Origin of the sequence: Streptomyces sp. NPDC093801, assembly GCF_040701585.1 — a bacterium.
Taxonomy (GTDB): domain Bacteria; phylum Actinomycetota; class Actinomycetes; order Streptomycetales; family Streptomycetaceae; genus Streptomyces.
Window position 1 is genome coordinate 142,080 of the sequence record NZ_JBFBDP010000017.1, and the last position, 26,980, is coordinate 169,059.

General features: G+C 73.1%; 23 protein-coding genes. 11 read left to right on the top strand and 12 right to left on the bottom strand.

Annotated features, from left to right (window positions below):
* The 7 genes from AB0469_RS21200 (at position 1) to AB0469_RS21230 (ending at position 7,919) form a co-directional block, all read left to right on the top strand.
* Positions 1 to 1,008, top strand: a complete 1,008-nt coding sequence (locus AB0469_RS21200; RefSeq protein ID WP_366452959.1) for a DMT family transporter — start codon at positions 1 to 3, stop codon at positions 1,006 to 1,008.
* The gene (locus AB0469_RS21205; protein ID WP_366452960.1) at positions 1,001 to 2,197 is read left to right on the top strand and encodes an aromatic amino acid transaminase; all 1,197 of its coding nucleotides are present in this window, start codon (positions 1,001 to 1,003) and stop codon (positions 2,195 to 2,197) included. Before AB0469_RS21200 ends, AB0469_RS21205 begins: the two co-directional genes overlap by 8 nt.
* A gap of 202 nt (positions 2,198 to 2,399) precedes the next feature.
* A complete protein-coding gene (locus AB0469_RS21210) occupies positions 2,400 to 3,032 on the top strand; it encodes a hypothetical protein (protein WP_366452961.1) in 633 nt (210 codons plus the stop codon).
* Positions 3,029 to 4,237, top strand: coding sequence for an MAB_1171c family putative transporter (locus AB0469_RS21215; protein WP_366452962.1), 1,209 nt, complete (start codon positions 3,029 to 3,031; stop codon positions 4,235 to 4,237). The genes AB0469_RS21210 and AB0469_RS21215 overlap by 4 nt, the downstream gene beginning before the upstream one ends.
* Positions 4,234 to 5,148 carry a DNA-binding protein gene (locus tag AB0469_RS21220; protein ID WP_366452963.1) on the top strand — a complete coding sequence of 305 codons (915 nt, stop codon included), beginning with the start codon at positions 4,234 to 4,236 and terminating at the stop codon, positions 5,146 to 5,148. The genes AB0469_RS21215 and AB0469_RS21220 overlap by 4 nt, the downstream gene beginning before the upstream one ends.
* Positions 5,149 to 5,234: 86 nt before the next feature.
* Entirely contained in the window at positions 5,235 to 5,720 is a 486-nt protein-coding gene (locus tag AB0469_RS21225; RefSeq protein WP_366452964.1) for a DUF3574 domain-containing protein, read from the top strand.
* A 138-nt stretch (positions 5,721 to 5,858) separates the two neighbouring features.
* Positions 5,859 to 7,919 (top strand): SpoIIE family protein phosphatase, encoded by a 2,061-nt coding sequence (locus tag AB0469_RS21230; RefSeq protein WP_366452965.1) that lies wholly within the window; start codon positions 5,859 to 5,861, stop codon positions 7,917 to 7,919.
* A gap of 14 nt (positions 7,920 to 7,933) precedes the next feature.
* On the opposite strand, the gene AB0469_RS21235 is transcribed toward AB0469_RS21230, so the two are convergent.
* Both AB0469_RS21235 and AB0469_RS21240 read right to left on the bottom strand, forming a co-directional pair.
* Complete coding sequence (locus AB0469_RS21235) at positions 7,934 to 10,738, bottom strand: SpoIIE family protein phosphatase (protein ID WP_366452966.1); 2,805 nt, start codon at positions 10,736 to 10,738, stop codon at positions 7,934 to 7,936.
* Positions 10,735 to 11,721, bottom strand: coding sequence for a helix-turn-helix domain-containing protein (locus AB0469_RS21240; RefSeq protein ID WP_366452967.1), 987 nt, complete (start codon positions 11,719 to 11,721; stop codon positions 10,735 to 10,737). The genes AB0469_RS21235 and AB0469_RS21240 overlap by 4 nt, the downstream gene beginning before the upstream one ends.
* Before the next feature lie 113 nt (positions 11,722 to 11,834).
* Between AB0469_RS21240 and AB0469_RS21245 the strand changes: the two genes are divergently transcribed.
* Positions 11,835 to 12,431, top strand: coding sequence for a cysteine hydrolase family protein (locus AB0469_RS21245; protein ID WP_366452968.1), 597 nt, complete (start codon positions 11,835 to 11,837; stop codon positions 12,429 to 12,431).
* Positions 12,432 to 12,515: 84 nt separating this feature from the next.
* On the opposite strand, the gene AB0469_RS21250 is transcribed toward AB0469_RS21245, so the two are convergent.
* The gene (locus AB0469_RS21250) at positions 12,516 to 13,664 is read right to left on the bottom strand and encodes a glycerate kinase (protein ID WP_366452969.1); all 1,149 of its coding nucleotides are present in this window, start codon (positions 13,662 to 13,664) and stop codon (positions 12,516 to 12,518) included.
* A gap of 143 nt (positions 13,665 to 13,807) precedes the next feature.
* On the opposite strand from AB0469_RS21250, the gene AB0469_RS21255 reads away from it, so the two are divergent.
* The 3 genes from AB0469_RS21255 to AB0469_RS21265 are packed head-to-tail and all read left to right on the top strand — an operon-like array spanning position 13,808 to position 16,562.
* Complete coding sequence (locus tag AB0469_RS21255; protein WP_366452970.1) at positions 13,808 to 15,526, top strand: BCCT family transporter; 1,719 nt, start codon at positions 13,808 to 13,810, stop codon at positions 15,524 to 15,526.
* A 51-nt stretch (positions 15,527 to 15,577) separates the two neighbouring features.
* A complete protein-coding gene (locus AB0469_RS21260) occupies positions 15,578 to 16,078 on the top strand; it encodes an NUDIX hydrolase (protein WP_366452971.1) in 501 nt (166 codons plus the stop codon).
* A gap of 55 nt (positions 16,079 to 16,133) precedes the next feature.
* On the top strand, positions 16,134 to 16,562 hold the full coding sequence (locus AB0469_RS21265; RefSeq protein ID WP_366452972.1) for a hypothetical protein: 429 nt from the start codon (positions 16,134 to 16,136) through the stop codon (positions 16,560 to 16,562).
* Positions 16,563 to 16,565: 3 nt separating this feature from the next.
* Here the strand turns inward: AB0469_RS21265 and AB0469_RS21270 are convergent, their stop codons facing one another.
* From AB0469_RS21270 to ccrA, 9 genes are all read right to left on the bottom strand, one after another.
* Positions 16,566 to 17,072: a methylated-DNA--[protein]-cysteine S-methyltransferase gene (locus tag AB0469_RS21270; RefSeq protein WP_366452973.1), complete on the bottom strand. Its 507-nt coding sequence runs from the start codon at positions 17,070 to 17,072 to the stop codon at positions 16,566 to 16,568.
* Positions 17,069 to 18,619 carry an AlkA N-terminal domain-containing protein gene (locus AB0469_RS21275; protein ID WP_366452974.1) on the bottom strand — a complete coding sequence of 517 codons (1,551 nt, stop codon included), beginning with the start codon at positions 18,617 to 18,619 and terminating at the stop codon, positions 17,069 to 17,071. Before AB0469_RS21275 ends, AB0469_RS21270 begins: the two co-directional genes overlap by 4 nt.
* Positions 18,620 to 19,022: 403 nt before the next feature.
* Complete coding sequence (pssA, locus tag AB0469_RS21280) at positions 19,023 to 19,883, bottom strand: CDP-diacylglycerol--serine O-phosphatidyltransferase (protein ID WP_237293154.1); 861 nt, start codon at positions 19,881 to 19,883, stop codon at positions 19,023 to 19,025.
* A complete protein-coding gene (locus tag AB0469_RS21285) occupies positions 19,870 to 20,526 on the bottom strand; it encodes a phosphatidylserine decarboxylase (RefSeq protein WP_366452975.1) in 657 nt (218 codons plus the stop codon). Before AB0469_RS21285 ends, pssA begins: the two co-directional genes overlap by 14 nt.
* 186 nt (positions 20,527 to 20,712) lie before the next feature.
* Positions 20,713 to 21,918 carry an acyl-CoA dehydrogenase family protein gene (locus tag AB0469_RS21290; RefSeq protein WP_362146470.1) on the bottom strand — a complete coding sequence of 402 codons (1,206 nt, stop codon included), beginning with the start codon at positions 21,916 to 21,918 and terminating at the stop codon, positions 20,713 to 20,715.
* A gap of 2 nt (positions 21,919 to 21,920) precedes the next feature.
* Complete coding sequence (locus tag AB0469_RS21295) at positions 21,921 to 22,433, bottom strand: MaoC family dehydratase (RefSeq protein ID WP_366452976.1); 513 nt, start codon at positions 22,431 to 22,433, stop codon at positions 21,921 to 21,923.
* Between the two features lie 5 nt (positions 22,434 to 22,438).
* Positions 22,439 to 23,413, bottom strand: a complete 975-nt coding sequence (locus AB0469_RS21300; protein ID WP_366452977.1) for a CoA ester lyase — start codon at positions 23,411 to 23,413, stop codon at positions 22,439 to 22,441.
* Positions 23,410 to 25,479 (bottom strand): protein meaA, encoded by a 2,070-nt coding sequence (locus AB0469_RS21305; protein WP_366452978.1) that lies wholly within the window; start codon positions 25,477 to 25,479, stop codon positions 23,410 to 23,412. The genes AB0469_RS21300 and AB0469_RS21305 overlap by 4 nt, the downstream gene beginning before the upstream one ends.
* A 30-nt stretch (positions 25,480 to 25,509) precedes the next feature.
* Positions 25,510 to 26,847 carry a crotonyl-CoA carboxylase/reductase gene (gene ccrA / locus AB0469_RS21310; protein ID WP_366452979.1) on the bottom strand — a complete coding sequence of 446 codons (1,338 nt, stop codon included), beginning with the start codon at positions 26,845 to 26,847 and terminating at the stop codon, positions 25,510 to 25,512.
* Between the last annotated feature and the right edge of the window lie 133 nt (positions 26,848 to 26,980).

Genomic DNA, 26,980 nt, shown 5'->3' on the forward strand with positions numbered 1-26,980 from the left:
TTGGTCGCGACCCACACCACCGGCGCGTCCGCGCCTGTCGACACGGCGGGCCCGCCGGCCGGAAACACCGGCCGGTTCGGGCTCTCCCCGCACGCCGAGGGCATGGTGGCCCTCGCGGTGACCGTGGCGATCTGGGCCGCCTTCGCGCTCAGCGCCCGCGCCCTCGGCGCCTCCACCCTGCTGCCCGCCGACGCCGCCCTGCTGCGCTTCGGCGTCCCCGTCCTCGTCCTGGCCCCCGCCCTGTGGCGGCGCCGGCGCCGCATCGCCGCCGTCCGCCCCGGCGCCGCGGTCAAGATCGTCTGCGGGGCCGGGGTGCCCTTCTTCCTCGCCGCGATGCACGGCGGGGCCCTGACCTCGGCGGCCTTCGTCGGCTCGATCGTCCCCGGCATGGTCCCGCTCTTCGTCGCCGCCCTGATGGCGGCCCGCGGCCGCGACCTCCCGCGCGGCGCCCAGGTGGCCGGCCTCGCGCTGATCGCGGCCGGCGTGGCCGCCCTCGTGTGGCGCTACGTGGTCCCCGTCGACGCCGACGTGCTGGAGGGGGCCGGCACCCTGCTGGTGGCCAGCGGCCTGTGGGCCCTGTACACCGTGGGACTGCGCGACGTGGACCTCGACCCCGTCGGGTCGATCGGGCTGCTGTGCCTGCCCTCCTTCGCCGTGATCGCGCTGCTGGTCCTCACCGGGGCCCTCCCCACGGGCCTCGCGCACGCCGCCGGCGGTGACATCGTCCTGTTCCTCGTGGTGCAGGGGCTCGGCGTCGGACTCTGCGCGGGCCTGCTGTACGCCTTCGCCATCCGTCGGCTCGGCGCCGAGCGCAGCTCCGTCGTCGGCAGCCTCAGCCCCGTCGCCGTCGTCCTGCTCGCCATCCCCGTACTGGGCGAGTCCCCGACCGCCGCCGTGCTCGTCGGCGTCCCCCTCATCACCGTCGGCGTCGTCCTCGCCAACCGCCGCCCCGCCGCCCGTACCCGTCCGTCCGCCCACCCCCGTCCCGAGGTCCCCGCAGATGCTTGAGCTCCTCCCCCCGCCGCCCACCGACCCGCTGTGGGACCTGACGTACGAGTTCGGCTCCGACGAGCGGGCCGAACGGCTGAACCTGGTGCTCGGCGTCTACCGGGACCACACGGGCCGCACGCCCGTCATGGCCGCCGTCCGCGAGGCCGAGATCCGGCTGGCGGAGCGCTCCGAGTCCAAGGAGTACCGGGGCCTCTCCGGCAACACCGCCTTCAACCGCGCGCTGCTCACCCTGATCCTCGGCGACGGCGGCCCGCAGGGCCCGGCCGCCCGCGCCGCGGCCGTCCAGACCGTCGCGGGCTCCGGCGCGCTGCGGCTGCTGGCCGACCTGATCTGCCGCACCCGCCCCGGGGCCACGGTGTGGATCAGCGATCCCGCGTACGTCAACCACCGCCCCATCCTGGAGGCGGCCGGGCTCAGGGTCCGCACGTACGGCTGGCGCGACGCCGAGGGCGGCTTCGACGCCGCGGACGTGCTCCGCGACCTCGCGGCGGCGGCCCGCGACGACGTCGTCCTGCTCCAGGGCTGCTGCCACAACCCCACCGGGGTCGACCCCGAACCCGAGGACTGGGCGGCGCTGGCCGAACTGGCCGCCCGTGACGGCTGGGTGCCGTTCGTCGACCTGGCCTACCACGGCCTCGGCGACGGGCTGGAGGCCGACCTGCGGGCCACCCGCCTGCTCGCCGAGCGGGTGCCGGAGATGCTGGTCGCCGTGAGCTGCTCGAAGAATTTCGGCCTGTACAGCGACCGCACGGGCTGCGCCATCGTCCTGGGCGCCTCGGAGCGGGCCGTCCGGCACGCCGAGACGGCCCTGCAGAACGCCGCCCGGACCCTGTACTCGATGCCGCCCGAGCACGGGGCCGCCGTCGTCACGGCCATCCTGGAGGACGAGGGCCTGCGGACGTCCTGGCGGACCGAGCTCGACGTCATGCGCGGCCGCATCGAGGCCAACCGCACGAGCCTGGCCGCCCACCTGGGCGAGCTGGGCTGGGAGGCGCAGGCGGCCTCGCTCGCCCGGCAGCGGGGGATGTTCTCGATGCTGCCCCTCACCCCGGAGGAGATGCTCCGGCTGCGCCGGCAGTACGCGATCTACGGGACCACCGCGGGGCGGATCAACATCGCGGGCATCGAGGCCGGGCGGATCCCCTGCCTCGCCCGCGGAGTGGCGGGCGTGCTCGCGGGCCGCTGAACCGGTGCGCCGGAAGACCGAATTCCGGCGCACCGCGGATTTCCCCGCGCGTTTCCCCGTGTGCGAAGAGCGGGCGGCGGACTAACCCCGGTCGAAAGCACCTGGAGAATGGCCGGATAGAACTCACCGCGCGCGGTGGGGAGTTGACCGTATGGCATCATGGCCGCGTTGTCGACCGCTGGGTTCGCCGGAGGACTGAGGGATGAAGTTACCTGGCTCCGCGTTACCGGCGTCGGAGGACCGGACGCTCAGGCGTCGCCTGAAGAAGGTGCGCCGGACCTGCGAGGGGCTGCTCGCGGAATGGGGCATGGAGCACGGCTGCGGCATCGACGAACTCCACGCTTATCTCAGCGCGCAGCGCGGGCGTCCGATCCATTTGATTCCGACGGCCTTCCCCGAACGCCACCTGTTCGGGATATGGCTGAAAACGGATGACTTCGACATCATCGCCTTCGAGAAGGCGGCCTCGGCGTCGCACAAGGAACACATCATCGCCCACGAACTCGCCCATATCGCCTTCGACCACAAAGGGTCCCTGCAACTGGACCAGGCCGACCCCGGTGCGCCGGAGCCGGACGGTGCGGGAGAGGTGCGAGAGGCGGGGGAGGCGGGCCTGCTGTTCTCCGACGTGGACCCCGAGGCCGTCCGCAGCGTGCTGATGCGCTCGCGCTACAGCGACGACGAGGAGCAGGAGGCCGAGACCATGGCCTCCCTGATCCTGGCCCGGGCCAACAAGCGCTGGACCGAGCCCGCCTGGGGAGTGCCGGACGAGGCCGCCGAGATCGTGGCCCGGATCGAGAGCGGCCTGGGCCGGCCCGAGCAGGGGCCCGCGTGATCTACGCGATCCTCGCCTGGGTCTGCGCCTTCGTCGGGCTGGCGGCCTTCGCCTACCGGCTCCCGGACCTGCTGCGGCGCCGGCACGACGTCGCCCTGTGGGCGCTGTGCACCTACTTCCTCTGCTCCGGCATCAGCTTCCTGGTCGACCTGGACCTGCTGCGGCTGCACATCTCCGCCTTCTTCGGGCTGCCCAACATCACCTCGCTGATCACCCAGGCGGCGGTCGTGGTGCTCACCGCCGCCCAGCAGGTCGTCCTCGTCTACTGGTCCTCGCCGCCCGCCGAGGCCCGGCGCATGGCGCGCAACCGCGTCCTGGTCTTCGGCGGCGCGCTCGCCGTGCTCGTCGTCTCCTCCTTCGCCGTCGGACCGGTGGCGCACTCCGAGACGGCGACCTCGACGATCCTGCTCAGCATCCAGCACGGCGGATACGCCCTCTACATGTCCTTCTACCTGCTGATCTGCGCCGTCGGACAGTTCGAGACCGTACGCCTGTCGCTGCGCTTCACGACCATGGCGAACCGCCAGTGGCTCAAGGTCGGCATGCGCACCGTCACCGTCGGCGCCAGCATGATCCTGGTCTACTGCGTGACCCGCGGCGTCCAGATCGCCGGGACCCGCCTGGATTTCGACGGCAGCGGCCTCGACCCCATCCAGTGGACGGCCGGCAGTGTCGGCGCCCTCCTCCAGATCGCCGGCTGGACCATCCCCTCCTGGGGCATCCGCATCACCCGCGCCCGGGGCTGGGCCCGCTCCTACCGCTCCTACCGCCGGCTGCGGCCCCTGTGGTGGGCCCTCTACCAGGCCTCGCCCGACATCGCGCTGGACCCGCCCCGGTCCTGGCTGCGCGACCTGGTCCCGCCCCGGGACCCGCACTACAGCCTCTACCGCCGCGTCATCGAGATCCGCGACGGCCAGCTCATCCTGCGCACCTCGCTCTCCCTGGAGGACTTCGTGCACGTGGCCCGCTCCCTGGACCTCCCCGAGGACCCCACCTCGCCGCTGGGCGAGGCCCTCCAGGTGCGCGCCGTCCTGAGCTGGCCGGCCGAGGAGCGGGCCGAGCGCGCCGACGCCTCCGAGATCCCGGCGCGGCCCCCGTACGAGGACTTCCGCGACGAGGTGGAGTGGCTGAGCCAGGTGGCCTCGTCGTTCAACCGGCTCAGCCAGGGCCGTCCCGGGCCGGTCGACGCCGGCCTGCTGTCATGACGGCACCCGGGCGGGAGCCCGACGGCCACGAAGACCTGGTCCCGCTGGCGCTGCGCACCGTCGCACGCCTGGTGGCCCTCGACGCCGGGCGGGGCGCGGCCGCCGCCGTGCCCGCCGTACGGGAGGCCGTGCGCGCGGTCCCGCAGCTGTCGGCGGACCCCGCCGCCCTGGGCGGTCTCGGCCCCGACCGGCTCGCCGCCCTCGCCGAGCTGGCCGAGGTCATCGGCTGGATCCTCTTCGACGCGGGCCACTACCGCCCCGCCCACCGGATGAACGCCCGCTCCCTGGCCCTGGCCGGGCTGTGCGGGGACCGCTGGACGGCCCGGCTGACCCTGCTCAACCACAGCATGCTCGCCACCCACACCGGCCGGCCGCGCGCCGCCCTCGCCGCGGCCGCCCGGGTGGCCGGGCCCCGCCCGCTGCCCGCCCGGGTCGCCAGCCTCGTCCTGATCCGCCGGGCGCACGCGATCGCCGTGCTCGGCGGCGGCCGGGAGCCCCTGGAGCTGATCGCCCGCGCGCAGAGCCGCTTCCTGGACGGGATCTCCCGCCGGGACCCGCACTGGGCCTGGTGGATCGACCAGACCGAGCTCCTCGGCCACCAGGGCTGGGTCCAGGCCCGGCTGCGCCGCTGGGACCGGGCCATCCCCCTGCTGTACGAGGCGGCCGGCGCCCCCGGGCCCTCCTACCGGCACCTGTTCACCGCGGAGCTCCTCGCGGCCCTCGCCGGGGCCGGGGCCTGGCGGGAGGCGGAGGAGCTCATCGGACGGGTCGCCCCCCGCGCCGCGGGCATCGGCTCGGCCCGCACCACCGAGACGCTCGCCGCCACCGCGGCCGCCCTGCACCGCCGCTCCGGCGCGCCGGCCTCACTGCGGGACGCGGCCGCCTTCCTCCGGGAATCCCTGCCGGCCTGACCGGCCCCCGGCCGCCCGGACCGACCCCGCCGGGCGGGCCCCCTGACGCGACACGGACACGCACCCCTCACAGACAGGACGACGACATGCGCTCCCCAAGGATCTCCACCCCCGCGGCCGGCCTGCTGGCCGCGGCGGCCCTCCTCTTCGCCTTCGGCGGCCCGGCCTCGCAGGCCGCCTTCGGCACGCCCGCGGCCTCCGCCTCCGCCGCCCCGACCGCACAGCCCGCCGTCGAGCAGGGCAGCCCGTACATCTCCACGCACCTCTACTTCGGCACGGGCCGGCACAACGGGAACCCGCCGATCACCGAGGAGGAGTTCAACAAGTTCGTCGCCGACGTCGTCACCCCCCGGTTCCCGTCCGGGCTGACCCTCCAGGAGGGGCGGGGCCAGTGGCGTGACAAGGAGGGCGACATCAACCGCGAGAGATCGTACGAGCTCACCGTGATGTACCCGGTGCGCGAGGCCGCCGCCCGCAACGCCGACATCGAGTACATCCGGCGCCTGTACTGCAAGACCTGGGAGCTGGAGTCCGTGGGCCGGGCCGACGTCCGTGCCCTGGTGGACTTCTGACGGGACCGGCGCGCGCCCGGTGCCGGGGGAGCGGATCGGCCCCCGGCACCTTCCCCGACCTCGCCACAGCGCCCCGCGCCAAGCCCTCGGATAGGGTGAATCGGTACGAAGGGGACCCCTCGGGGTGAGGTCGGTGCATTGGACACGTACCAGTCGACGAGCAGGGTGCCCGATCCGCCGGAGGCGGCCGTCGGGTACGCGGGCGTGCTCCGCGAGCTGCTGCCGATCGCCCTGTGGCGGGAGGACGCGGACGGACGCGTCGTGGAGTGGTCCCTGGCCGCCCAGGAGCTGCTGGGCCACCGCCCCGAGGACGTCCTCGGCCGCCCCGGCGCCGCCGTCCTCGTCCCCGAGGCCAACCGCGCCCTCGCCGACGACCTGACCCGCCGCGTCCAGGCGGGCGAGACCGTCGTCGGCACCCTGCCCGTCCGCCACCGCGACGGCCACCGCGTCGCCATGGAGATGTGGATCGTGCCCGCCGCCGACCCGCGGGGCCGCCGGGGCGCCATGCTCATCGCCGTCGAGACCTCCCAGGTCCTGCACATGCGGGACTCCCTCGCCGCCCTCCAGAGCCTCTTCACGCAGTCCCCGATCGGCCTCGCCACCCTCGGCCCCGACCTGCGCTTCCTGCGCGTCAACGACGCCCTCGCCCGGATGAACGGCGTCTCCGCCGCCGAGCACCTCGGCAGGCGCCTCACCGAAGTGGTCCCCGGGGTCAACGCCACCGCCCTGGAGGCCACCATGCGGCAGGTGCTCGAACGGGGCACCGCCGTGCTCGACGTCCGCCGCACCGGCCGCACCCCCGCCGACCCCGGCCACGACCACACCTGGTCCTGCTCCTACGCCCCGCTCCTGGACGGCTCCGGCCGCACCCTCGGCCTGATCGCCTCCCTCATCGACATCACCGAGGGCCAGCGCGCCCAGCTGGAGGCCGAACGGGCCCGGACCCGCTTCGCCCTCCTCGCCGAGGCCGGCACCCGCATCGGCACCACCCTCGACCTGGGCCGCACCGCCCAGGAGATCGTCGACCTGCTGGTCCCGCAGCTCGCCGACTCGGCCGACGTGCAGCTCCTCGAATCCGTCCTCGACCCCGACGAGACCGCCGCGGCCGCCGCCGCCACCCAGGGGCTCATGCGCCGCCTCGCGGCCTCCTTCCCCGACCCCGACGCCCCCACCGCCCGCCTGGCCGCCGGCCAGACCTTCCAGATCCCGGTCGGGACGGTCTACGAACGGGTCGTCGCCGACGGCGTGCCCATGAACCTCTACGCCTCCGACGTCCCCGCCCTGATCACCGACCCCCGCGCCGACGCCTTGCGCGCCTACCTCGCCACCCTCGGCTCCGCCCGCATGGTGCCGCTCGTCGCCCGCGGCAAGGTGCTCGGCGCCGTCGCCGTGACCCGGCTGCGCAGCCGCGAACCCTTCGACGCGCAGGACTGCGTCCTCATCGACGAACTCGTCGCCCGGGCCGCCCTTAACATCGACAACGCCCGCATGTACACCACCCAGCGCCACGCCGCCCTCACCCTCCAGCGCAGCCTCACCAACCACGCCCTCCCGCGCGTCCCCGGCCTCGAACTCACCGGCCGCTACCTGCCGGCCAGCGACCACGACGTGGGCGGCGACTGGTACGACGTCATCCAGCTGCCCCGCGGCCGCACCGGCCTGGTCATCGGCGACGTCATGGGCCACGGCATCCACGCCGCCGCCGTCATGGGCCAGCTGCGCACCGCCGTGCGCACCCTCGCCCGGCACGACGTGCCGCCGGCGCGGATGCTCCGCTCGCTGGACGCCGTCGTCTCCGACCTCGGCGAGGACGAGATGGCCACCTGCGTCTACGCCGTCCACGACGCGGCCACCGGCGGCTGCGTCATCGCCCGCGCCGGCCACCCGCCGCCCGCCGTGGTCGCCGCCGACGGCACGGTCACCTTCCTGCGGGGCCCCTCCGGCACCCCCCTGGGCACCGGCGGCCGCGCCTTCCGCACCGAAACCGTCCCGCTGCCCCCCGGCAGCCTCCTGGCGCTCTACACCGACGGCCTGATCGAGGCCCGCGACCGGGACCTCGACGAGGGGATGGACCGGCTCGCCCGGGCCCTGCGCCGGCCCGCCCGGCCGCTGGAGGAGCTCTGCGACGGCATCCTGGGGCTGCTGCCCCCCGCCCCCCAGGACGACGTCGCGGTCCTGCTGGCCCGCACCACCGCGTAGGCCCGCCCCTCACCTCACCAGGCCAGGTCGCCCAAGGCGTCCAGGTCCAGGTCGAGCGGCAGCGGCGGCTCCGCGCCCGCCGAGCGCGACAGCTCCGCCCAGATGACCTTGCCCCGCTGCGTGTAGCGGGTGCCCCAGCGCTCCGCGTACTGGGCGACGAGGAACAGCCCGCGGCCGCCCTCGTCGGTGGTGGCCGCGTACCGCAGGTGCGGGGAGGTGCTGCTGCCGTCGGAGATCTCGCAGATCAGGTTCCGGTCGTCCAGCAGCCGGACCCGGATCGGCTCGTTCGCGTACCGGATGGCATTGGTGATCAGCTCGCTGAGGATCAGCTCGACGGTGAACGACAGCTCCTCCAGCCCCCAGGCCTCCAGCTGCGCGGCCGCCGCGCGGCGTACCCGGGAGACGGCCGCCGGGTCGTCGGGCACCTCCCACTCCGCGATCCGGCGCGGGTCCAGCCGCCGGGCCTCGGCGATCAGCAGCGCGATGTCGTCGCTCGGCGCGGGGAAGAGCATCGCCGCGAGGACGTCCGCACAGGCCTGGTCGGGGCTGCGGCCCGGCCGGGCCAGGGTCCGGCCCAGCAGCTCCAGCCCGGCGTCGAAGTCCCGGTCGCGGTCCTCCAGCAGCCCGTCCGTGAACAGCACCAGCCGGCTTCCCTCGGGCAGGATCAGCCCCGCCGCCTCGAAGGGCATCCCGCCCACGCCCAGCGGCAGCCCGGTCGGCAGTTCGGGGAACTCCACCCGCCCGTCCGGGTGGACCAGGGCGGGTCCCGGATGGCCGGCGCTGGCCATGACGCAGTGCCCCGACACCGGGTCGTAGACGGCGTACAGGCAGGTGGCGCCCGTGATGTCGGCGGCCGGTTCCTCGGTCCCGTCGCCGAGCCCGTCGCCGGGCCCCTCGCCCCCGGCCGCCCCGCCCCCCTCCAGCTGGTCGATCCGGTCGATGAGCTCGTCCAGGTGGCCCAGCAGCTCGTCGGGCGGCATGTCCAGCGTCGAGAAGTTGTGCACGGCCGTGCGCAGCCGGCCCATCGTGGCCGCCGCGTGCACCCCGTGCCCGACCACGTCGCCCACCACCAGCGCCACCCGCGCCCCCGGCAGCGGGATCACGTCGAACCAGTCCCCGCCCACCCCCGCCTTCGCCGGCAGGTACCGGAAGGCGGTCTCCACCGCGCTCAGGTCGGGCAGCACCCGCGGCAGCAGGCTGCGCTGGAGGGTCACGGCGGTGGCGTGCTCGCGGGTGAAGCGGCGGGCGTTGTCGATGGAGACGGCCGCGCGCGCCCCCAGCTCCTCCGCGAAGGAGAGGTCCTCCTCGTCGAAGGCCTCCGGGGTGTCCGCCGCCCGCCAGAAGTTCGCCATGCCCAGCACCACGCCCCGCGCCTGGAGCGGTACGGAGATCAGCGAGTGGAACCCGTACTCCAGGGCCACCCGGGTCCCGGGCGCGTCGGCCGCCCGCCAGCCCATCGCGGCGTGCAGATCGGCGGCCAGCACGGCGTGCCCGGCGTCCAGGGCCGCCGCCATCGGAGCCGTCGGCACCGCGAAGAAGATCGTGTCCCCGACCGGCTGGAGCGGCTGGTCGGTGCGCACCCCGCTCATCGCCGCCCGCCGCATCCGCGTGTGCATCCCCTCCACCGGCGAGGGCTCGTCCCCGCGCAGCACCGGTTCCAGCAGCTCGACGGTGACGAAGTCCGCGAAGCGCGGCACGGCCACCTCCGACAGCTCCTCCGCCGTGCGCACCACGTCCAGGGTGGTGCCGATGCGCACCCCCGCGTCGTAGAGCATCTGGAGCCGTTCGCGGGCCACCTCGGCGCGGCCGGAGAGCGAGGCGAGCTCGGTGGTGTCGCGCAGGGTCATGACGCTGCCCTCCAGCCGCCCGCCGAAGGGCGCGGTGGGCCGGACGTTGAGGGCCAGGAGCCGGTCGCCCGCCAGGTGGACCTCGTCGGTCGCCACCCGCCCGGACAGCAGCAGTCCGGCGATGCCCGGATCGAGGCCGAGCTCTGCGACGTGCCGCTGTTCGGCGTCGGGCGGCAGGTCCAGCAGCCGGCGCGCCTCGTCGTTGGCGAGCAGCAGCCGGTGGTCGGCGTCCACGATGAGCACGCCCTCGCGCACGGCGTGCAGCACCGCCTCGTGGTGCTCGTTCATCCGCGCCAGCTCGGCGGCGCCCAGGCCCCGGGTCTGGCGCCGCAGCCGCCCGCTGACCAGGGCGGCGCCGGCGGTGCCCAGCAGCAGGGCGCCCACGGCGGCGCCGATCAGCAGGCGGAACTGCCCCTCGACGGTATGGCCGACGTTCTCGATCTCTATGCCGGTGGAGACCAGCCCGACCACCTTGCCCCGCGCGTCCCGCACGGGGACCACGGCGCGGACCGCGTCACTGGGGGCGCCCCGGAACACCTCCGTGAAGGACTGCCCGGCGGCGGCCCGGGAGAGGTCGCCGGTGGCGCGTTTGCCGATCAGCTCGGGGCGGGAGTCGGTGTAGCGGATCCCGTCCCGGGTCATGACGGCGATGAAGTCGAGCCCGGAGGCCTTGCGGGCGCCGTCGGCCAGCGGCTCCAGCTCGGCGGTGGGGTCCGCCGAGTCCAGGGCGGCGGGCAGGCCGGGGGCGTGGGCGAAGGCCTCGGCGGCGGCGAGCGAGCGGTTGCGGGCGTCCTTCTCGCTGTCGTAGCGGGCCTGGAAGACCAGGGCCACGGCGGCGGCCGTGATCAGCAGCAGCACGATCAGGGCCTGGAGCGAGAACACCTGACCGGCGAGACTGTCCCGGGCCAGGGAGATGCGCGCGAGCAGGCTCGCCGGCCGCGTCTCCCTGTTCCGACCCGAACGTCCGGTCATGAGCCCTTTCTAACACTGTCACCGGTCAGGGGAGCGTTGGCGGCCGCCGTGCGGTACGCGCGGGGCCCGCGCCCGAAGGCGGCCCGGAAGTGCTGGCGGAAGGTGACCTCGCTGGCGAAGCCCGCCCGGCGGGCCACCTCGGGCACCGGATGGTCCGTGCGCTCCAGGAGCTTGCGGGCCTCGTCCAGTCGGCGGCTCAGCACCCATTGGTGGGGCGTGGTTCCGGTCGAGGCGGCGAAGTGCCGGGCGAAGGAGCGCGGGGACATCCCCGCCCAGCGGGCCAGGGTGGCCACGTCCAGCGGCTCGTGCAGCCGGCGCAGGGCCTGCTGGCGTACGGCGGCCAGCGCCTCGGCGGTCCGGTCGGCGGCCGGGGTGGGCCGGTCCAGGTACTGGGCGTGGTCCCCGGTGCGGAAGGGGCCCGTCACCATCGAACGGGCGATGGCGGCGGCGGCCTCCGCGCCGTGGGCCTCGCGCACCAGGTGCAGGCACAGGTCGATGCCCGAGGCCACTCCGGCGGAGGTCCACAGCCCGTCGTCCTCCACGAAGAGCGGGGCCTCCTCCACCAGCACCGCCGGGTGGCGGGCGGCCAGCCGGGGGGCCAGCCACCAGTGCGTCACCGCCCGCCGCCCGTCCAGCAGCCCCGCCTCGGCCAGGACGAACGCCCCCGCGCACAGTGCGGCCACCGGCACCCCCCGGGCGTGGGCCCGGCGCAGGGCGGCCAGCACCGGTTCGGGCGTCGGGTCGCAGGGCTCCGCCAGGGCCGGCACGACGACCAGGTCGGCCTCGTCGAGCCAGTCCAGACCCCGGTCGGGGGCGAGGGTGAGCCCGCCGGGCAGCGTGATCGGCCCGGGCTCCAGCGCGCAGCGGCGCAGCTCGAACGGGGGCACCCCGGAGCGGCTGCGGTCGGGCCCCCAGACCTCGGTGATGACGGCGAGGTCGAAGGCGCGGATCCCGGGCTGGGCGACGATCGCGACGCGGTGCATGCGCCCACTCTGCCAGAGACCGCTCCGGCGATCCTGCCAGCCTGGCAGGATCCCATCGTTCGGCGTCCCCGCAGCGCCTGGGGCACCGGGCGTCCGGCGGACATGATCGATCCATGACCGAGAACGCGATCGAGATCGCCCCCGACAGTGCCCTGATCGTCATCGACGTGCAGAAGGGCTTCGACGAGGCCTCCTTCTGGGGCCCGCGCAACAACCCGGACGCCGAGGACAACATCGCCGCCCTGATGGACGCCTGGCAGGAGTCGGGCCGCCCGGTGGTGCTGGTCCGGCACGCCTCGCTGCGGCCCGGGTCCGTCCTGGCCGCCGACCACCCGGGGTACGCCTTCAAGGACTTCGTCGCCGAGCGGGCCGGGCGGGAGTCCCTCCTGATCACCAAGACCGTCAACTCGGCCTTCTACGGCACCCCCGACCTCGCGCACTGGCTGGAGGGCCGGGGCATCCGCCAGCTGGTGCTCGTCGGCATCCAGACCAACATGTGCGTCGAGACCACGGCGCGGATGGGCGGCAACCTCGGCTACGAGGTGCTCGTCCCGCTGGACGCCACCCACACCTTCGACCTCGCCGGCCCGGCGGGCCCGGCCCTCACCGCCGACCAGCTGGCCGCCGCCACCGCCGTCAACCTGCACGGCGGCGGCTTCGCCCGGGTGACCACCACCGCCGACCTGCTGGCGGCGGCCGGGCCCGCGTAGCGGATGCCCGCCGCCCGCCGGCCGCCCCCGGACACGCCCCGGGCCCGGCACCCCCGCGGAGATGCCGGGCCCGGGAGCCGGGGACTACAGGACGTCGGCGGCGATGTTCTCCGCGACGCGCTCCAGCAGCGGACCGGCGTTCGGGATGGACTTGGCCGGGTCGGGCTCCAGGTCCGTCAGCGGGTACGCCCGGCGGATGCCGGCGGCCTCCAGGGCCTCCTGGCCCAGCAGCAGCCGGCCGCACACCGCCACCACCGGCTTGCCGGCGGCCCGCGCCGCGGCCGCGACACCGGCCGGGGCCTTGCCGTGCAGGGTCTGCTCGTCCAGGGAGCCCTCACCGGTGATCACCAGCGTGGCCCGCTCCAGCGCCGGGGCGAAGCCCAGCACCTCCAGCATCAGCTCGATGCCCGGGCGGAAGCTCGCGCCCAGCAGCAGCGCGCCGTAGCCGATGCCGCCCGCGCCGCCCGCGCCGGGGGAGGCGGCGAGCTCGGCGGCCCGGGGGCCGATCGCCTTCTCCAGCACCTGCGCGTAGTGGCCCAGCGCCGCGTCCAGGGTCTCCACGTCCTGCGGCGAAGCCCCCTTCTGCGGGCCGTACACCGCGGCGCAGCCCTTGGGGCCGGTCAGCGGGTTGTCCACGTCGCTCGCCAGGACGAAGTCCACGTCCGCGAAGCGCGGGTCGATCCCGGAGAGGTCCGCCGACGCCAGCGACGCCAGCGCGCCGCCGCCCGGGCCCACCGGTTCGCCGTTCGCGTCCAGGAAGACCGCGCCCAGCGCGGCGAGCATGCCCGCGCCGCCGTCGGTGGTGGCGCTGCCGCCCACGCCGAAGACGATCGAGCGCGCGCCCGCGTCCAGCGCGGCCTTCAGCAGCTCGCCGGAGCCGTACGTGGTCGCCGTCAGTGCGGCGAAGGTGCCCGCGGGGAGCAGCTGGAGCCCGGAGGCCTCCGCCATCTCGACCACGGCGGTGCCGTCCCGGAACGCGAACGCGGCCGTGACCTGCTCGCCGACGGGACCGGTGACCCGGACCTCCCGGCGTTCGAACCCGGCCGCCACGGCGGCCGCGACCGTGCCGTCGCCGCCGTCCGCGACGGGGAGGGTCTCGACCTCCACGCCGGGTACGGCCCTGCGAAGGCCGGCCGTCACCCGCTCAGCGACCTGAACGGCCGTGAGCGAGCCCTTGAATTTGTCCGCGGCGATGAGCACGCGCGCGGCCTCAGTTACTGCTCCGTCCGTCACCTTGCTAATCCCTTGCTATCGAACAGTGCAGTCGCGCCACCATGAGCTTATCCGGAGGATCCTCCTATGCCCATGAGTGGCCTGGGCCACATGCGGCGCGCCATGCGCCTAAATAGGGATATATGGCTGCATAGTGTGGCCGCATGAGCGCGGAATCACTGGAACAGGCCCCTCCGGACGCCTCCGGCGCGGGGTCCGGCGGCACTCCGGACGGCAGCCCCGACCGGACGGTCGTCACCGCCGGAGTGGTCGCCGTGCTGGCCGTCGTCGCCTGGGCGGCCCTCGGCAAGGAGTCCTTCGACACCGCCTCCGGCTCCGCGCTCGCCTGGGTGCTGAACAACTTCGCGTGGCTCTTCGTGACCGCCGCCGACGTCTTCCTCGTCCTGTGCGTGGTCCTCGCCGTCAGCCGCTTCGGCCGGATCCGGCTCGGCGCCGACGACTCCGAGCCCGAGTTCGGCAACCTCGCGTGGATCGCGATGATGTTCAGCGCCGGCATGGGCATCGGCCTGATGTTCTACGGCGTCGGCGAGCCCCTCACCCACTACCTCGCCCCGCCGCCCGCCAGCGGAGCAGCCCCCCGCACCGGCGACGCGGCCCGCGCCTCCCTCGACTACTCCTTCTTCCACTGGACGCTCACCCCCTGGGCGATCTACGGCATCGCCGGCCTCGCCCTCGCCTACGCCACGTTCCGCAAGGGCCGCGGCAACCGGCTCAGCTCCGCCTTCGTCCCCCTCATCGGCACCCGCCGGGCCGCCGGCTGGCCGGGCCGGGCCGTCGACCTGCTCGCCGTGTTCGCCACCGTCTTCGGCACCGCCACCAGCCTCGGCCTCGGCGCCCTCCAGGTCTCCGAGGGCCTCGGCATCACCACCGGCATCGAGGACTCCACCGCCGTCCAGCTGACCATCATCGGCTCGCTCTCCGCCGCCTTCGTCCTGTCGGCCTTCTCCGGCCTGCACAAGGGCGTCAAATGGCTCAGCACCCTCAACGTCGTCCTCGCCGCCGCCCTGATGGCCTTCGTCTTCCTCCTCGGCCCGACCGTCTACGTGCTCGACGTGATCCCCGCCAGCGTCGGCAGCTACCTCCACGAGCTGCTGCCCATGGCCAGCCGTACCGGCGCCTTCACCGACAGGACCTGGCTCGGCGCCTGGACGATCTTCTACTGGGCGTGGTGGCTCTCCTGGGCCCCCTTCGTCGGCACCTTCATCGCCCGGATCTCCCACGGCCGCACCATCCGCGAGTTCCTCATCGGGGTGCTGCTCGTCCCCTCCGGCGCCACCGTCGTCTGGTTCTGCGTCATGGGCGGCACCGCCATCCGCCTGGACTCCACCGGGGCGGCCGACCTCGCCTCCAAGGCCAAGGAGGGCGCCGAGGCCTCGCTCTTCGCGATGCTCGACGCCCTCCCGCTCGGCACCCTCACCTCGTGGGTGGCCATGGCGCTGGTCATGACCTACTTCATCACCAGCGCCGACTCCGCCTCCCTGGTCATGGGCTCCCTCACCAGCCGGGGCTCCCTGCACCCGCCCACCTGGCTCGTCGTCACCTGGGGCGTCCTGATGGCCGCCGTCGCCGCCGTCCTGCTCGTCGCGGGAGGCCTGAAGTCCCTCCAGACCGCGACCATCCTCGTCGCCCTGCCCTTCGTCGTCGTCATGCTCCTGCTGTGCTGGGCGCTGCTGCGCGAACTGCGCGAGGACCCCGGCGCAGGACCCGCCCGCCACCCCGCCCTGCACGGGCTGCGCGACGCCGTACGGGCCATGGTGGGCGAGGCCGTCGAGGAGGCCGGCCAGGGCCGCCGCCCCCGGCCGCGCCGCGCCGCCGCGGCCCGCGGACGCGACCGCGAGGACGGGCCGGACCCGCACGGGTGAGCCGCGGGCCCGCCCCGCCCGGGGCCCCGGACCGCCCGTTAGGGTGGCGGCGTGACCACCACGGATGACTACGCCACCTACATCGCGAGCCTGCCCCGGGTGCTGGCCGGCGCGGCCGCCCTCTACCGCGACGAGCAGGGCCGCGTCCTGCTCGTCGAGCCCAACTACCGCGAGGGCTGGGCCCTGCCGGGCGGCACCGTCGAATCCGACCGCAACGAGTCGCCGCGCACCGCCGCCCGCCGCGAGAGCGCCGAGGAGATCGGCCTCGACCTCCCCCTCGGCCGCCTCCTCGCCGTCGACTGGAGCGTCGGCGAGGGCCGCCCGCCGCTGGTCGCCTACCTCTACGACGGCGGTGTGCTCGACGCCGGGCAGCTGGCCTCCCTCACCCTCCAGGAGGAGGAGCTGCTCTCCTGGAAGCTCGTCGAACCCGCCGAACTCCCGGCGTACCTCCTCGGATCGCTCGGCCGGCGCACCCAAGAGGCCTGCCGCGTCCTGGAGTCGGGCGAGGGGACCGTGGAACTCGAGAACGGCCGGCGCCCCGGGAACACCTGACACCGCCCGAGACCAGGCCTGTCCCGAACCCCTCCACCCAGGGCAGAATCAACAGATGATCACGATGTACGCCTGGCCCAGCACGGCCGACGGTCCCGACGCCCTCCCCATGGTCCACTTCACCACCGAAGAGCAGTCGGGCGGTGAGCTGTCCCCGGAGGGGATGCCGGTCTGGCTGTTCGACACGGCGATACGCGAGGGCGGCTGGGCCTCCTTCGAGGACTTCGAGGCATGGGCCGCGCCCGCCGAGGGCTGGCAGGCCTTCTACCGCCGCGAGGACGACGTCCTCGCCGTCACCGGCCCCGGCCCGTGCGAGGGCTGGTACCAGGGGCGGCTGGGCGCCGACGACGACTGGGTGAAGGCCGCCGCGACCCAGCAGAGCGTGGTCCTGCTCGCCGCGCCGGTCCAGCACCCGTCGCTGTACGCCTACGCCGTCGAGGCGGGCGCGGGCTTCGCGCTCCTGGTCCCCCTGGCCGTGGTCTGACGCCTACCGGACGCCGCGGCCGCCCTCGAACTCCAGCAGCCGCACCTTGCGCTCGATCCCGCCGCCGTAGCCCGTCATCGAGCCCGAGGCGCCGATCACGCGGTGGCAGGGCACGATGATCCCGACCGGGTTCTTCCCGTTGGCCAGGCCCACCGCACGGGAGGCGCCCGGCTTGCCCAGCTCCGCCGCGAGGCGACCGTACGACCAGGTCTGCCCGTACGGGATCCGGACGAGCTGCTCCCAGACGCTGCGCTGGAAGGCGGTTCCCTCCAGCCGGACCGGGACGGTGAACTCGGTCAGCTCCCCGGCGAAGTACGCGGCGAGCTGCCGCACCACCTCCGGGAACGGCTCCTCCTCCTGCGCGACGCGCTCGCCGAAGGACTCCTCGGCCGGGCGGTGGCGCTGTCCGGTCATGTACAGCCCGCTGAGGACGCCGTCCGTGGCGACGAGGGTGAGCGGCCCGTAGGGGCTGTCGACAACGGTGTGGGACGTGCTGCTGGCGCTGCTCACGACGGTGCTCCTTCGACGGGTGCTACAGGTGCTACAGGTGCTACAGGTGCTGCGGGCGGTGCGGGATCGACGGGCATGCGGTTGATCGGATGGTCGTCCGTCGCCCACAGGTACTGGACGGCGTACGCGCGCCAGGGCCGCCAGCCGGCCGCGCGGGCGGCCAGTGCCGCGGGCGTGGACGGCAGCCCCAGCCCCCGGGCGGCCTTGCGGACCCCGAGGTCCGACGGGAGGAAGGCGTCGGGGTCGCCCAGCGCGCGCATCGCGATGATCTCGGTGGTCCACGGCCCGAAACCGGGCAGGGCGTTCAGCCGGGCGCGGGCCGCCTCCCAGTCGCTGTCGATGCCCAGGGGCAGGGAGCCGTCGGCCAGGGCCGCGACGAGCGTGGTGAGCGTGGTACGCCGGCTGCGCGGCATGGACAGCGCCTCGGGGTCGAGGTCCGCCAGTGCCCCGGGGGAGGGGAACAGGTGGGTCAGCCCGCCCCTCGGGTCCTCGACGGGTTCCCCGTACGCGGTCACCAGGCGGGCCGCGTGGGTCCGCGCGGCCGCCGTGGACACCTGCTGGCCGAGGACCGCCCGTACGGCGAACTCCGCCGCGTCGACGGTACGGGGCACCCGGCGCCCGGGAGCCCCGTCCACGAGCGGTGCCAGCAGCGGGTCGGTGCGCAGCTGGTCGTCGACGGCCTCGGGGTCGGCGTCCAGGTCGAGCATCCAGCGGCAGCGGCTGATGGCGATGGTCAGGTCCCGCAGGTCCGTCAGCGCGAGCCGGCAGCCGATGTGGTCGGGGCCGGGGGTCAGGGCGACGATCCCGGAACCGTGGGGGAGCCGCAGCGTCCTCCGGTAGGCGCCGTCGCGCCACTCCTCGACGCCGGGGACGGCGGTGGCGACGAGGTGCCCGAAGAGGTTGTCGGGGTTCAGCGGGGCCCGGTAGGGCAGCCGCAGGCTGATGGTCCCGGGGATCCGCGGCCCGTCCCGCCCCGTGCCCCGCCGGCCCGCACGCGTGCGCAGCTCGCCGGGGGTGAGGGCGAAGACCTCGCGCACCGTCTCGTTGAAGTTCCGGATGGAGGAGAACCCGGCGGCGAAGGCCACGTCGCCCATCGGGAGCTCGGAGGTCTCGATGAGCAGCCGGGCGGTCTGGGCGCGCTGGGCCCGGGCCAGGGCGAGCGGGCCGGCGCCGAGCTCGGCGCCCAGCTGCCGCTCGACCTGGCGGGCGGAGTACCCGAGCCGGGCGGCGAGCCCCGGCACCCCCTCGCGGTCCACGACCCCGTCCTGGATGAGCCGCATCGCGCGCGCGACGGCGTCGGCGCGGGCGTTCCACTCGGGCGACCCGGGGCTGGTGTCGGGGCGGCACCGCTTGCAGGCCCGGTACCCGGCCTGCTGGCAGGCGGCGGCGCTGGGCAGGAAGGTCATGTTCTCGACCTTGGGCGGCACGGCCGGGCAGCTGGGCCGGCAGTAGATGCCGGTCGTCCGGACCGCGGTGAAGAACCATCCGTCGAAACGGGCGTCCTTCGACTGCACGGCCCTGACGCAGCGGTCGGTGTCGGTGTACATGGCTCCAGCATCCCGGTCACCCGGGCGTCGGGCTGGCGGTTTTCCGACATCAAGCCTAGCCCTCCCGGAGGGCCCGGGCCGCCGCTGTGCGGAGCCGGCCCTCCCCGCCCTTCCACCGCTCCCGGGGGCTCCGCCCCGGACCCCGTGCCGTGCGCTACCGCGCCCGGTGCGCTCAAACGCCGCGCGGGCCGGATGTGCGGAGCACATTCCAGCCCCGCCGGCGTGCCGGGCGCGGCAGCGCCGTGTTCGCAGCCCCGCCGGCGTGTGCGGCGGGAACGGTGGAAGGGTGGGGCGGGGAGCGGCTCTGCGCAGCGGGACACGGCGGCCCTGCCCGGAGGACGGCGAAGGCCCCGGGGGCCAAGTGGCACCCCGGGGCCTTCGGACGTACGGCCGAGCGGCAGCGCTACGGCAGCTGCGCCGCACGCGCCTCGCGCCGGTTGTGGCGGAAGGTGTTCGCCCGCCGCGTCGTCGCGAACAGCGGGATCGTCGCCGCGAGGGCGATCTGCAGCGCGCAGCCCGTCTGGAGCAGCAGCTGCCCGCCCGGCGCGTCGAACGCCCAGGCGGCGAGGAGGCCCATCGCCCCGACGATCCAGCTCAGCATCGCCGCCGCGAGGGCACCCCGCGGCTTCGGGTACTCGACCCGGCTCACCATCAGCCAGGCCACGCCCACGATCGCCAGCAGGGTCGGCACGAACGGCAGCTCCAGCAGCACGATCGAGACGACCGTCAGCGCGCCGAAGGGGCTCGGCATGCCCTGGAACATGCCGTCCTTCATCGTCACGCAGCTGAATCTCGCCAGGCGCAGCACGACCGCGAGCAGGACCACGATGGCCGCCAGCGCCGACACCTTCTGGTGCGCGTCGTCGGCGACCATGCCGTAGACCAGCACGAAGTACGCCGGCGCGAGGCCGAAGCTGATCAGGTCGGACAGGTTGTCCAGCTCGGCACCCATCGGGGAGCTGCGCAGCTTGCGGGCCACGATGCCGTCGAAGAGGTCGAAGACCGCCGCGAGCAGCATCAGTATCACCGCGGTCGCCGCGCTGTGCCGGGCCATGCCGGACTCGCCGCTGCCGGTGAGGTGCGGGATGAGGATCCCGGTGGTGGTGAAGTACACCGCCATGAATCCGCAGGTCGCGTTGCCCAGGGTGAGGGTGTCCGCTATCGACAGCCGCAGCGAGAGCGGCATGTCGTCCTCGGCGGACTCCTCCGGGGCGGACTCGGGCACCCAGCCGGTGGCAGGAGTCTCGGGGTCAGTCACGGTCAATTCGGGTCACCCCCGCGGTGGTGGCCTGACCGACCTCGACCGCGACCTCGACGCCCTCCGGGAGGTAGATGTCGACGCGGGAGCCGAAGCGGATCAGACCGATGCGTTCGCCCTGCTCCACCTTGGTACCGGCCGGCAGGTACGGGACGATGCGACGGGCGACGGCGCCGGCGATCTGCACCATCTCGATGTCGCCGAGCTCGGTGTCGAAGTGCCAGACGACGCGCTCGTTGTTCTCGCTCTCCTTGTTGAACGCCGGGACGAACCCGCCGGGGACGTGCTCCACGGACGTCACCGTGCCGGCCAGCGGCGCGCGGTTGACGTGGACGTTCAGCGGGCTCATGAAGATCGCGACGCGGGTGCGCCCGTCCTTCCACGGCATGATGCTCTGCACCACACCGTCGGCGGGCGAGATGACGCGGCCCTGGGCGATCTCGCGCTCGGGGTCGCGGAAGAACCACAGCATGCCCGCCGCGAGCGCGGTGGTGGGCACGGCCACCGCGGCCCAGCGCCCGGACTTGCGGGCCCGGGCGAGGCTGAGGGCCGCGGTGGCAACGGTCGGCAGAAGCCACGGCGATGCTCCGCGCGCGAGGCGTACGCCGAGTCGGCTGTCGCGAGGTGCAGAGGTTTGGCTGTGGGGCATGGATGACCTTCGTAGCGAGTGATTGCCGCGCCGCAAACGGGGGGACGGGACGGCGGCTTTACTGGAATGCTATCGGTTGCGCGCAACAACTGGGCAAGCCAGAAGCCGAGTCGATGGCCCCCAGCCAGTGACTGGCGGTGACCCTCCCACGGAAAACCGTGGGATGAATCACCGCAAAAGGGACTTTCAGCCCTGGACTCGGTACTCCTCGAGCAGGCGGCGCCCGATGATCATTTTCTGGATCTCGGCGGTACCTTCACCGATCAGAAGCATCGGGGCCTCCCGGTAGAGGCGCTCGATCTCGTACTCCTTCGAGAATCCGTAGCCGCCGTGGATGCGGAAGGCATCTTCGACGACCTCCTTGCAGTATTCGGACGCGAGGTACTTCGCCATCCCGGCTTCGAGGTCGTTTCGCTCCCCGGAGTCCTTTTTGCGTGCTGCGTTCACCATCATGGCATGGGCGGCTTCGACCTTGGTAGCCATCTCGGCCAGCTTGAACTGGATGGCCTGGTGCTGGGCGATCGCCTTGCCGAAAGTGTGACGTTGCTGGGCATAGGAGACACCCAGCTCGAACGCACGCTGAGCGACGCCGCAGCCACGGGCCGCCACGTTGACGCGGCCGACCTCGACGCCGTCCATCATTTGGTAAAACCCTCGGCCCGTCTGCCCCCCGAGGACCCGATTGGCCGGAATGCGCAGTCCGTCCATGATCAGCTCGGTGGTGTCGACGCCCTTGTAGCCCATCTTGTCGATCTTGCCCGGGATGGTCAGGCCCGGACGGACCTCCCCGAAGCCCGGCTCCTTCTCGACCAGGAAGGTGGTCATCGACTTGTGCGGGGCCGTGCCCTCGGGGTGTCCTTCGTCACTCCGGCACAGGACCGCGACCAGGGTCGAGGTGCCGCCGTTCGTCAGCCACATCTTCTGGCCGTTCAGGACGTACTCGTCGCCGTCCTTGACCGCCTTCGACGTGATGGCCGACACATCGGAGCCCAGCCCCGGCTCGGACATCGAGAACGCGCCGCGCACCTCGCCCAGCGCCATGCGCGGGAGGAAGTACTCCTTCTGCTCCTGCGTGCCGTGCTGCTTGAGCATGTACGCCACGATGAAGTGGGTGTTGATGATGCCCGAGACGGACATCCAGCCGCGGGCTATCTCCTCCACGCACAGCGCGTAGGTGAGGAGCGACTCACCCAGGCCGCCGTACTCCTCGGGGATCATCAGGCCGAAGAGGCCGAGCTCCTTGAGCCCGTCGACGATCTGCTGCGGGTACTCGTCGCGGTGCTCCAGCTCGGTCGCGACCGGGATGATCTCCTTGTCGACGAACTCGCGGACGGTCTTCAGGATCTCCTGCTGGACGTCCGTGAGCCCGGCGGTCTGGGCGAGTCGGGCCATGGCTACTTCCCCTGTTCCTTCAGCTCGGGCCGGCCGGGCTGTTCGCCGCCGCGCGCCTTGATGTACGTCTCGGTCGGGACCATCACCTTGCGCCGGAAGACGCAGACGAGGGTGCCGTCCTGCTTGTAGCCCTTGGTCTCCACGTACACGATCCCGCGGTCGTCCTTGGACTTCGACGGGGTCTTGTCGAGGACCGTGGTCTCGCCGTAGACCGTGTCGCCGTGGAAGGTCGGCGCCACGTGCCGCAGGGACTCGATCTCCAGGTTGGCGATGGCCTTCCCGGAGACGTCCGGCACGGACATGCCCAGCAGCAGGGAGTAGATGTAGTTGCCCACGACGACGTTCTTGCCGAAGTCGGTCGTGTTCTCGGCGTAATTGCTGTCCATGTGCAGCGGGTGGTGGTTCATGGTCAGCAGGCAGAAGAGGTGGTCGTCGTACTCCGTGACCGTCTTCCCGGGCCAGTGCTTGTAGACCGCGCCGACCTCGAACTCTTCGTAGGTGCGTCCGAACTGCATGGGGCTCAGGCCTCCGGGATCTCGAACTTGGTGGTGCGCTCCATGCCGGCGGCCCGGCCCTTGCCCGCGATGACCAGGGCCATCTTGCGGCTGGCCTCGTCGATCATCTCGTCGCCGAGCATCGCGGAGCCCTTCTTGCCGCCCGCCTCGGAGGTGCACCAGTCGTACGCGTCGAGGATCATCTCGGCGTGGTCGTAGTCCTCCTGCGAGGGGGAGAAGACCTCGTTGGCCGCCTCGACCTGGCCCGGGTGCAGCACCCACTTGCCGTCGAAGCCCAGGGCGGCGGCGCGCCCGGCGACCTCGCGGTAGGCGTCCACGTCGCGGATCTGGAGGAAGGGGCCGTCGATCGCCTGGAGGTCGTGCGTACGGGCCGCCATCAGGATCCGCATCAGGATGTAGTGGTAGGCGTCCGCGGGGTAGCCGGGCGGCTGCATGCCCACGACCAGGGACTTCATGTTGATCGAGGCCATGAAGTCGGCCGGGCCGAAGATGATGGTCTCCAGGCGCGGCGAGGCGGCGGCGATCGCGTCGACGTTCACCAGGCCCTTGGCGTTCTCGATCTGCGCCTCGATGCCGATCTTGCCGACCTCGAAGCCCATGGTCTTCTCGATCTGGGTCAGCAGGAGGTCGAGCGCCACGACCTGCTGGGCGTCCTGGACCTTCGGCAGCATGATGCAGTCGAGGTTCTGGCCGGCGCCCTCGACGACCGTGACGACGTCGCGGTACGTCCAGTGGGTGGTCCAGTCGTTGACGCGCACCACGCGGGTCTTGCCGGTCCAGTCGCCGTTGTTCAGCGCGTCCACGATCGTGTGGCGGGCGCCTTCCTTGGCGAGCGGCGCGCAGGCGTCCTCGAGGTCCAGGAAGACCTGGTCGGCCGGCAGGCCCTGGGCCTTCTCCAGGAACCGGGGGTTGGAACCCGGCACCGCGAGGCAGGAACGGCGCGGGCGCAGCCGGTTGACCGGGGAAGAGGGCGTGGTCATGCGGGGACCTCCGTGCTTTCTGCGATGGTGAGGGGGTGGAGCTTGTTGGCCGTGCGGATCTCGTCGACGATACGTCCGATGATCTCCGTGATGCCGAAGTCCTTGGGGGTGAACACGGCGGCCACCCCCGCCTCCTTCAGGGTCACGGCGTCGGCGTTCGGAATGATGCCCCCGACGATGACGGGGATGTCGCCCGCCCCCGCCGTGCGCAGGCGTTCCAGGACGTCCGGGACGAGCGCGCTGTGCGAACCGGACAGGATCGACAGTCCCACGCAGTGCACGTCCTCGGCCAGCGCCGCCGTCGAGATCTCCTCCGGCGTCAGCCGGATGCCCTGGTAGACCACCTCGAAGCCGGCGTCGCGGGCCCGGACGGCGATCTGCTCGGCGCCGTTGGAGTGCCCGTCGAGGCCGGGCTTGCCGACCAGCAGGCGCAGCCGGCCCGTGCCCAGCTCGTCCGCCGTCCGGGCGACCTTCTCGCGGACCGCGGCCAGCGGCGTGCCCTCCTCGGCGGCGACGGCCACCGGGGCCGAGGAGACCCCGGTCGGAGCGCGGAACTCGCCGAAGACCTCGCGCAGGGCGTTCGCCCACTCGCCGGTGGTGACCCCGGCGCGGGCGCACTCGAGGGTGGCCTCCATGAGGTTGTCGGTGCCGGCGGCGGCCTCCTTCAGCCGCTCCAGGGTCTGGCCGACGGTCGGGAAGACGAACGGGTCGCCGCCGCCCTGGCGGTCCGAGGCCTCCTGGCGCTCGGAGCGCCAGCGCCGGATCCGCTCGACGGTCAGCTCCTCGACCGCCGGGTCCACCGTCATGATGGCGCCGTCGAGGTCGGCGGTGAGCGGGTTCTCCTCGGTCTGCTGGAAGCAGTTCACCCCGACGATCCTGTCCTCGCCGGACTCGATCCGGGCGCGCCGCTCGGCGTGCGAGGAGACCAGCTGGGACTTCAGGTACCCGGACTCGACGGCGGCCATCGCGCCGCCCATCTCCTGGATCCGGTCGATCTCGGCCAGGCAGTCGGCGACCAGGGAGTCGACCTTGGCCTCGATGACGTGGGAGCCGGCGAAGATGTCCCCGTACTCCAGCAGGTCGCTCTCGTGGGCGAGGACCTGCTGGATGCGCAGCGACCACTGCTGGTCCCAGGGGCGGGGCAGGCCCAGCGCCTCGTTCCAGGCGGGCAGCTGCACGGCGCGGGCGCGGGCGTCCTTGGAGAGGGTGACGGCCAGCATCTCCAGGACGATGCGCTGGACGTTGTTCTCCGGCTGCGCCTCGGTCAGGCCGAGGGAGTTGACCTGGACGCCGTAGCGGAAGCGGCGCTGCTTGGCGTCCTCGATGCCGTAGCGCTCGCGGGTGACCTGGTCCCAGATGCGGCCGAAGGCGCGCATCTTGCACATCTCCTCGATGAAGCGGACGCCCGCGTTCACGAAGAACGAGATACGGGCGACGACCTCGCCGAAACGATCCTCCGGGACCTGGCCCGAGTCGCGCACGGAGTCCAGGACGGCGATCGCGGTCGACATCGCGTACGAGATCTCCTGGACCGGGGTGGCCCCGGCCTCCTGGAGGTGGTACGAGCAGATGTTGATCGGGTTCCACTTCGGGATGTGGTTGACCGTGTACGCGATCATGTCCGTCGTCAGGCGGAGGGACGGTCCCGGCGGGAAGACGTGCGTCCCGCGCGAGAGGTACTCCTTGACGATGTCGTTCTGCGTGGTGCCCTGGAGCCGGGAGATGTCCGCCCCCTGCTCCTCGGCGGCCACCTGGTAGAGCGCCAGCAGCCACATGGCGGTGGCGTTGATCGTCATCGAGGTGTTCATCTGCTCCAGGGGGATGTCCTGGAACAGCCGCCGCATGTCGCCCAGATGGGAGACCGGGACCCCGACCCGGCCCACCTCGCCGCGGGCGAGGACGTGGTCCGGGTCGTAGCCGGTCTGCGTCGGCAGGTCGAAGGCCACCGACAGGCCGGTCTGCCCCTTGGCGAGGTTGCGGCGGTACAGCTCGTTGGACGCCTCGGCCGTGGAGTGGCCGGCGTACGTCCGCATGAGCCACGGACGGTCTTTCTGGCGCTCTGTCATCTCAGGCTGTCCCTCTGGCCCTTGGGCGTCTCAGATGTTGCGGAAGCGGTTGATGGCGTCGAGGTGCTGGGCGCGCATCTCGTGGTCGCGGACGCCCAGGCCCTCCTCGGGGGCGAGCGCGAGGACGCCGACCTTGCCCTGGTGGAGGTTGCGGTGGACGTCGTAGGCGGCCTGGCCGGTCTGCTCCAGGGAGTAGACCTTCGAGAGGGTGGGGTGGATCTTGCCCTTGGCGATCAGGCGGTTGGCCTCCCACGCCTCGCGGTAGTTGGCGAAGTGCGAGCCGATGATGCGCTTCAGGGACATCCACAGGTAGCGGTTGTCGTACTGGTGCATGTAGCCGGAGGTCGAGGCGCAGGTGGTGATGGTGCCGCCCTTGCGGGTGACGTAGACGGAGGCGCCGAAGGTCTCGCGGCCGGGGTGCTCGAAGACGATGTCGATGTCCTCGCCGCCGGTCAGCTCGCGGATCTTCGAGCCGAAGCGCTTCCACTCCTTGGGGTCCTGGGTGTGCTCGTCCTTCCAGAACCTGTAGCCCTCTGCGTTGCGGTCGATGACCGCCTCGGCGCCCATGGACCGGCAGATGTCGGCCTTCTCGGGGGAGGAGACGACGCAGATCGGGTTGGCGCCGCCGGCCAGGGCGAACTGGGTGGCGTAGGAGCCGAGGCCGCCGCTGGCGCCCCAGATCAGGACGTTGTCGCCCTGCTTCATGCCGGCGCCGTTGTTGGAGACCAGCTGGCGGTAGGCGGTGGAGTTGACCAGGCCGGGGGAGGCGGCCTCCTCCCAGCTGAGGTGGCCCGGCTTGGGCATCAGCTGGTTGGACTTGACGAGGGCGATCTCCGCCAGGCCGCCGAAGTTGGTCTCGAAGCCCCAGATGCGCTGCTCGGGGTCGAGCATCGTGTCGTTGTGGCCGTCGGAGGACTCCAGCTCGACCGACAGGCAGTGCGCGACGACCTCGTCGCCGGGCTTCCAGGAGTTGACGCCGGGGCCGGTGCGCAGCACGACGCCCGCGAGGTCGGAGCCGATGACGTGGTACGGGAGGTCGTGGCGCTTGGTGAGCTCCGAGAGGCGGCCGTAGCGCTCCAGGAAGCCGAAGGTGGAGACCGGTTCGAAGATCGAGGTCCACACGGAGTTGTAGTTGACCGAGGAGGCCATGACGGCGACCAGGGCCTCGCCCGGGCCGAGCTCCGGCACCGGGACCTGGTCCAGGTGCAGGGACTGGCGCGGGTCCTTGTCGCGGCTGGCGAGACCCTCGAACATCTGGGCCTCGTCCTTGTGCACGGTGATCGCGCGGTACGAGTCGGGCAGCGGCAGCGCCGCGAAGTCTGCGGCGGTGGCGGACTGCGACTGAATCGCGTCCAGGATGTCCTTCACGGTGTTGCCTCCGGCTGAGCGCTGGTCGAGGGTGCGCTGAGGGGTACGCGTTGCGTGCGTGGGAGCGTGTGGCTGGGTGCTGCGGGTGCCGTCGGTCCGGCGGAGCTGGGTGGTGCGGCCGCGCCTGTGGTGG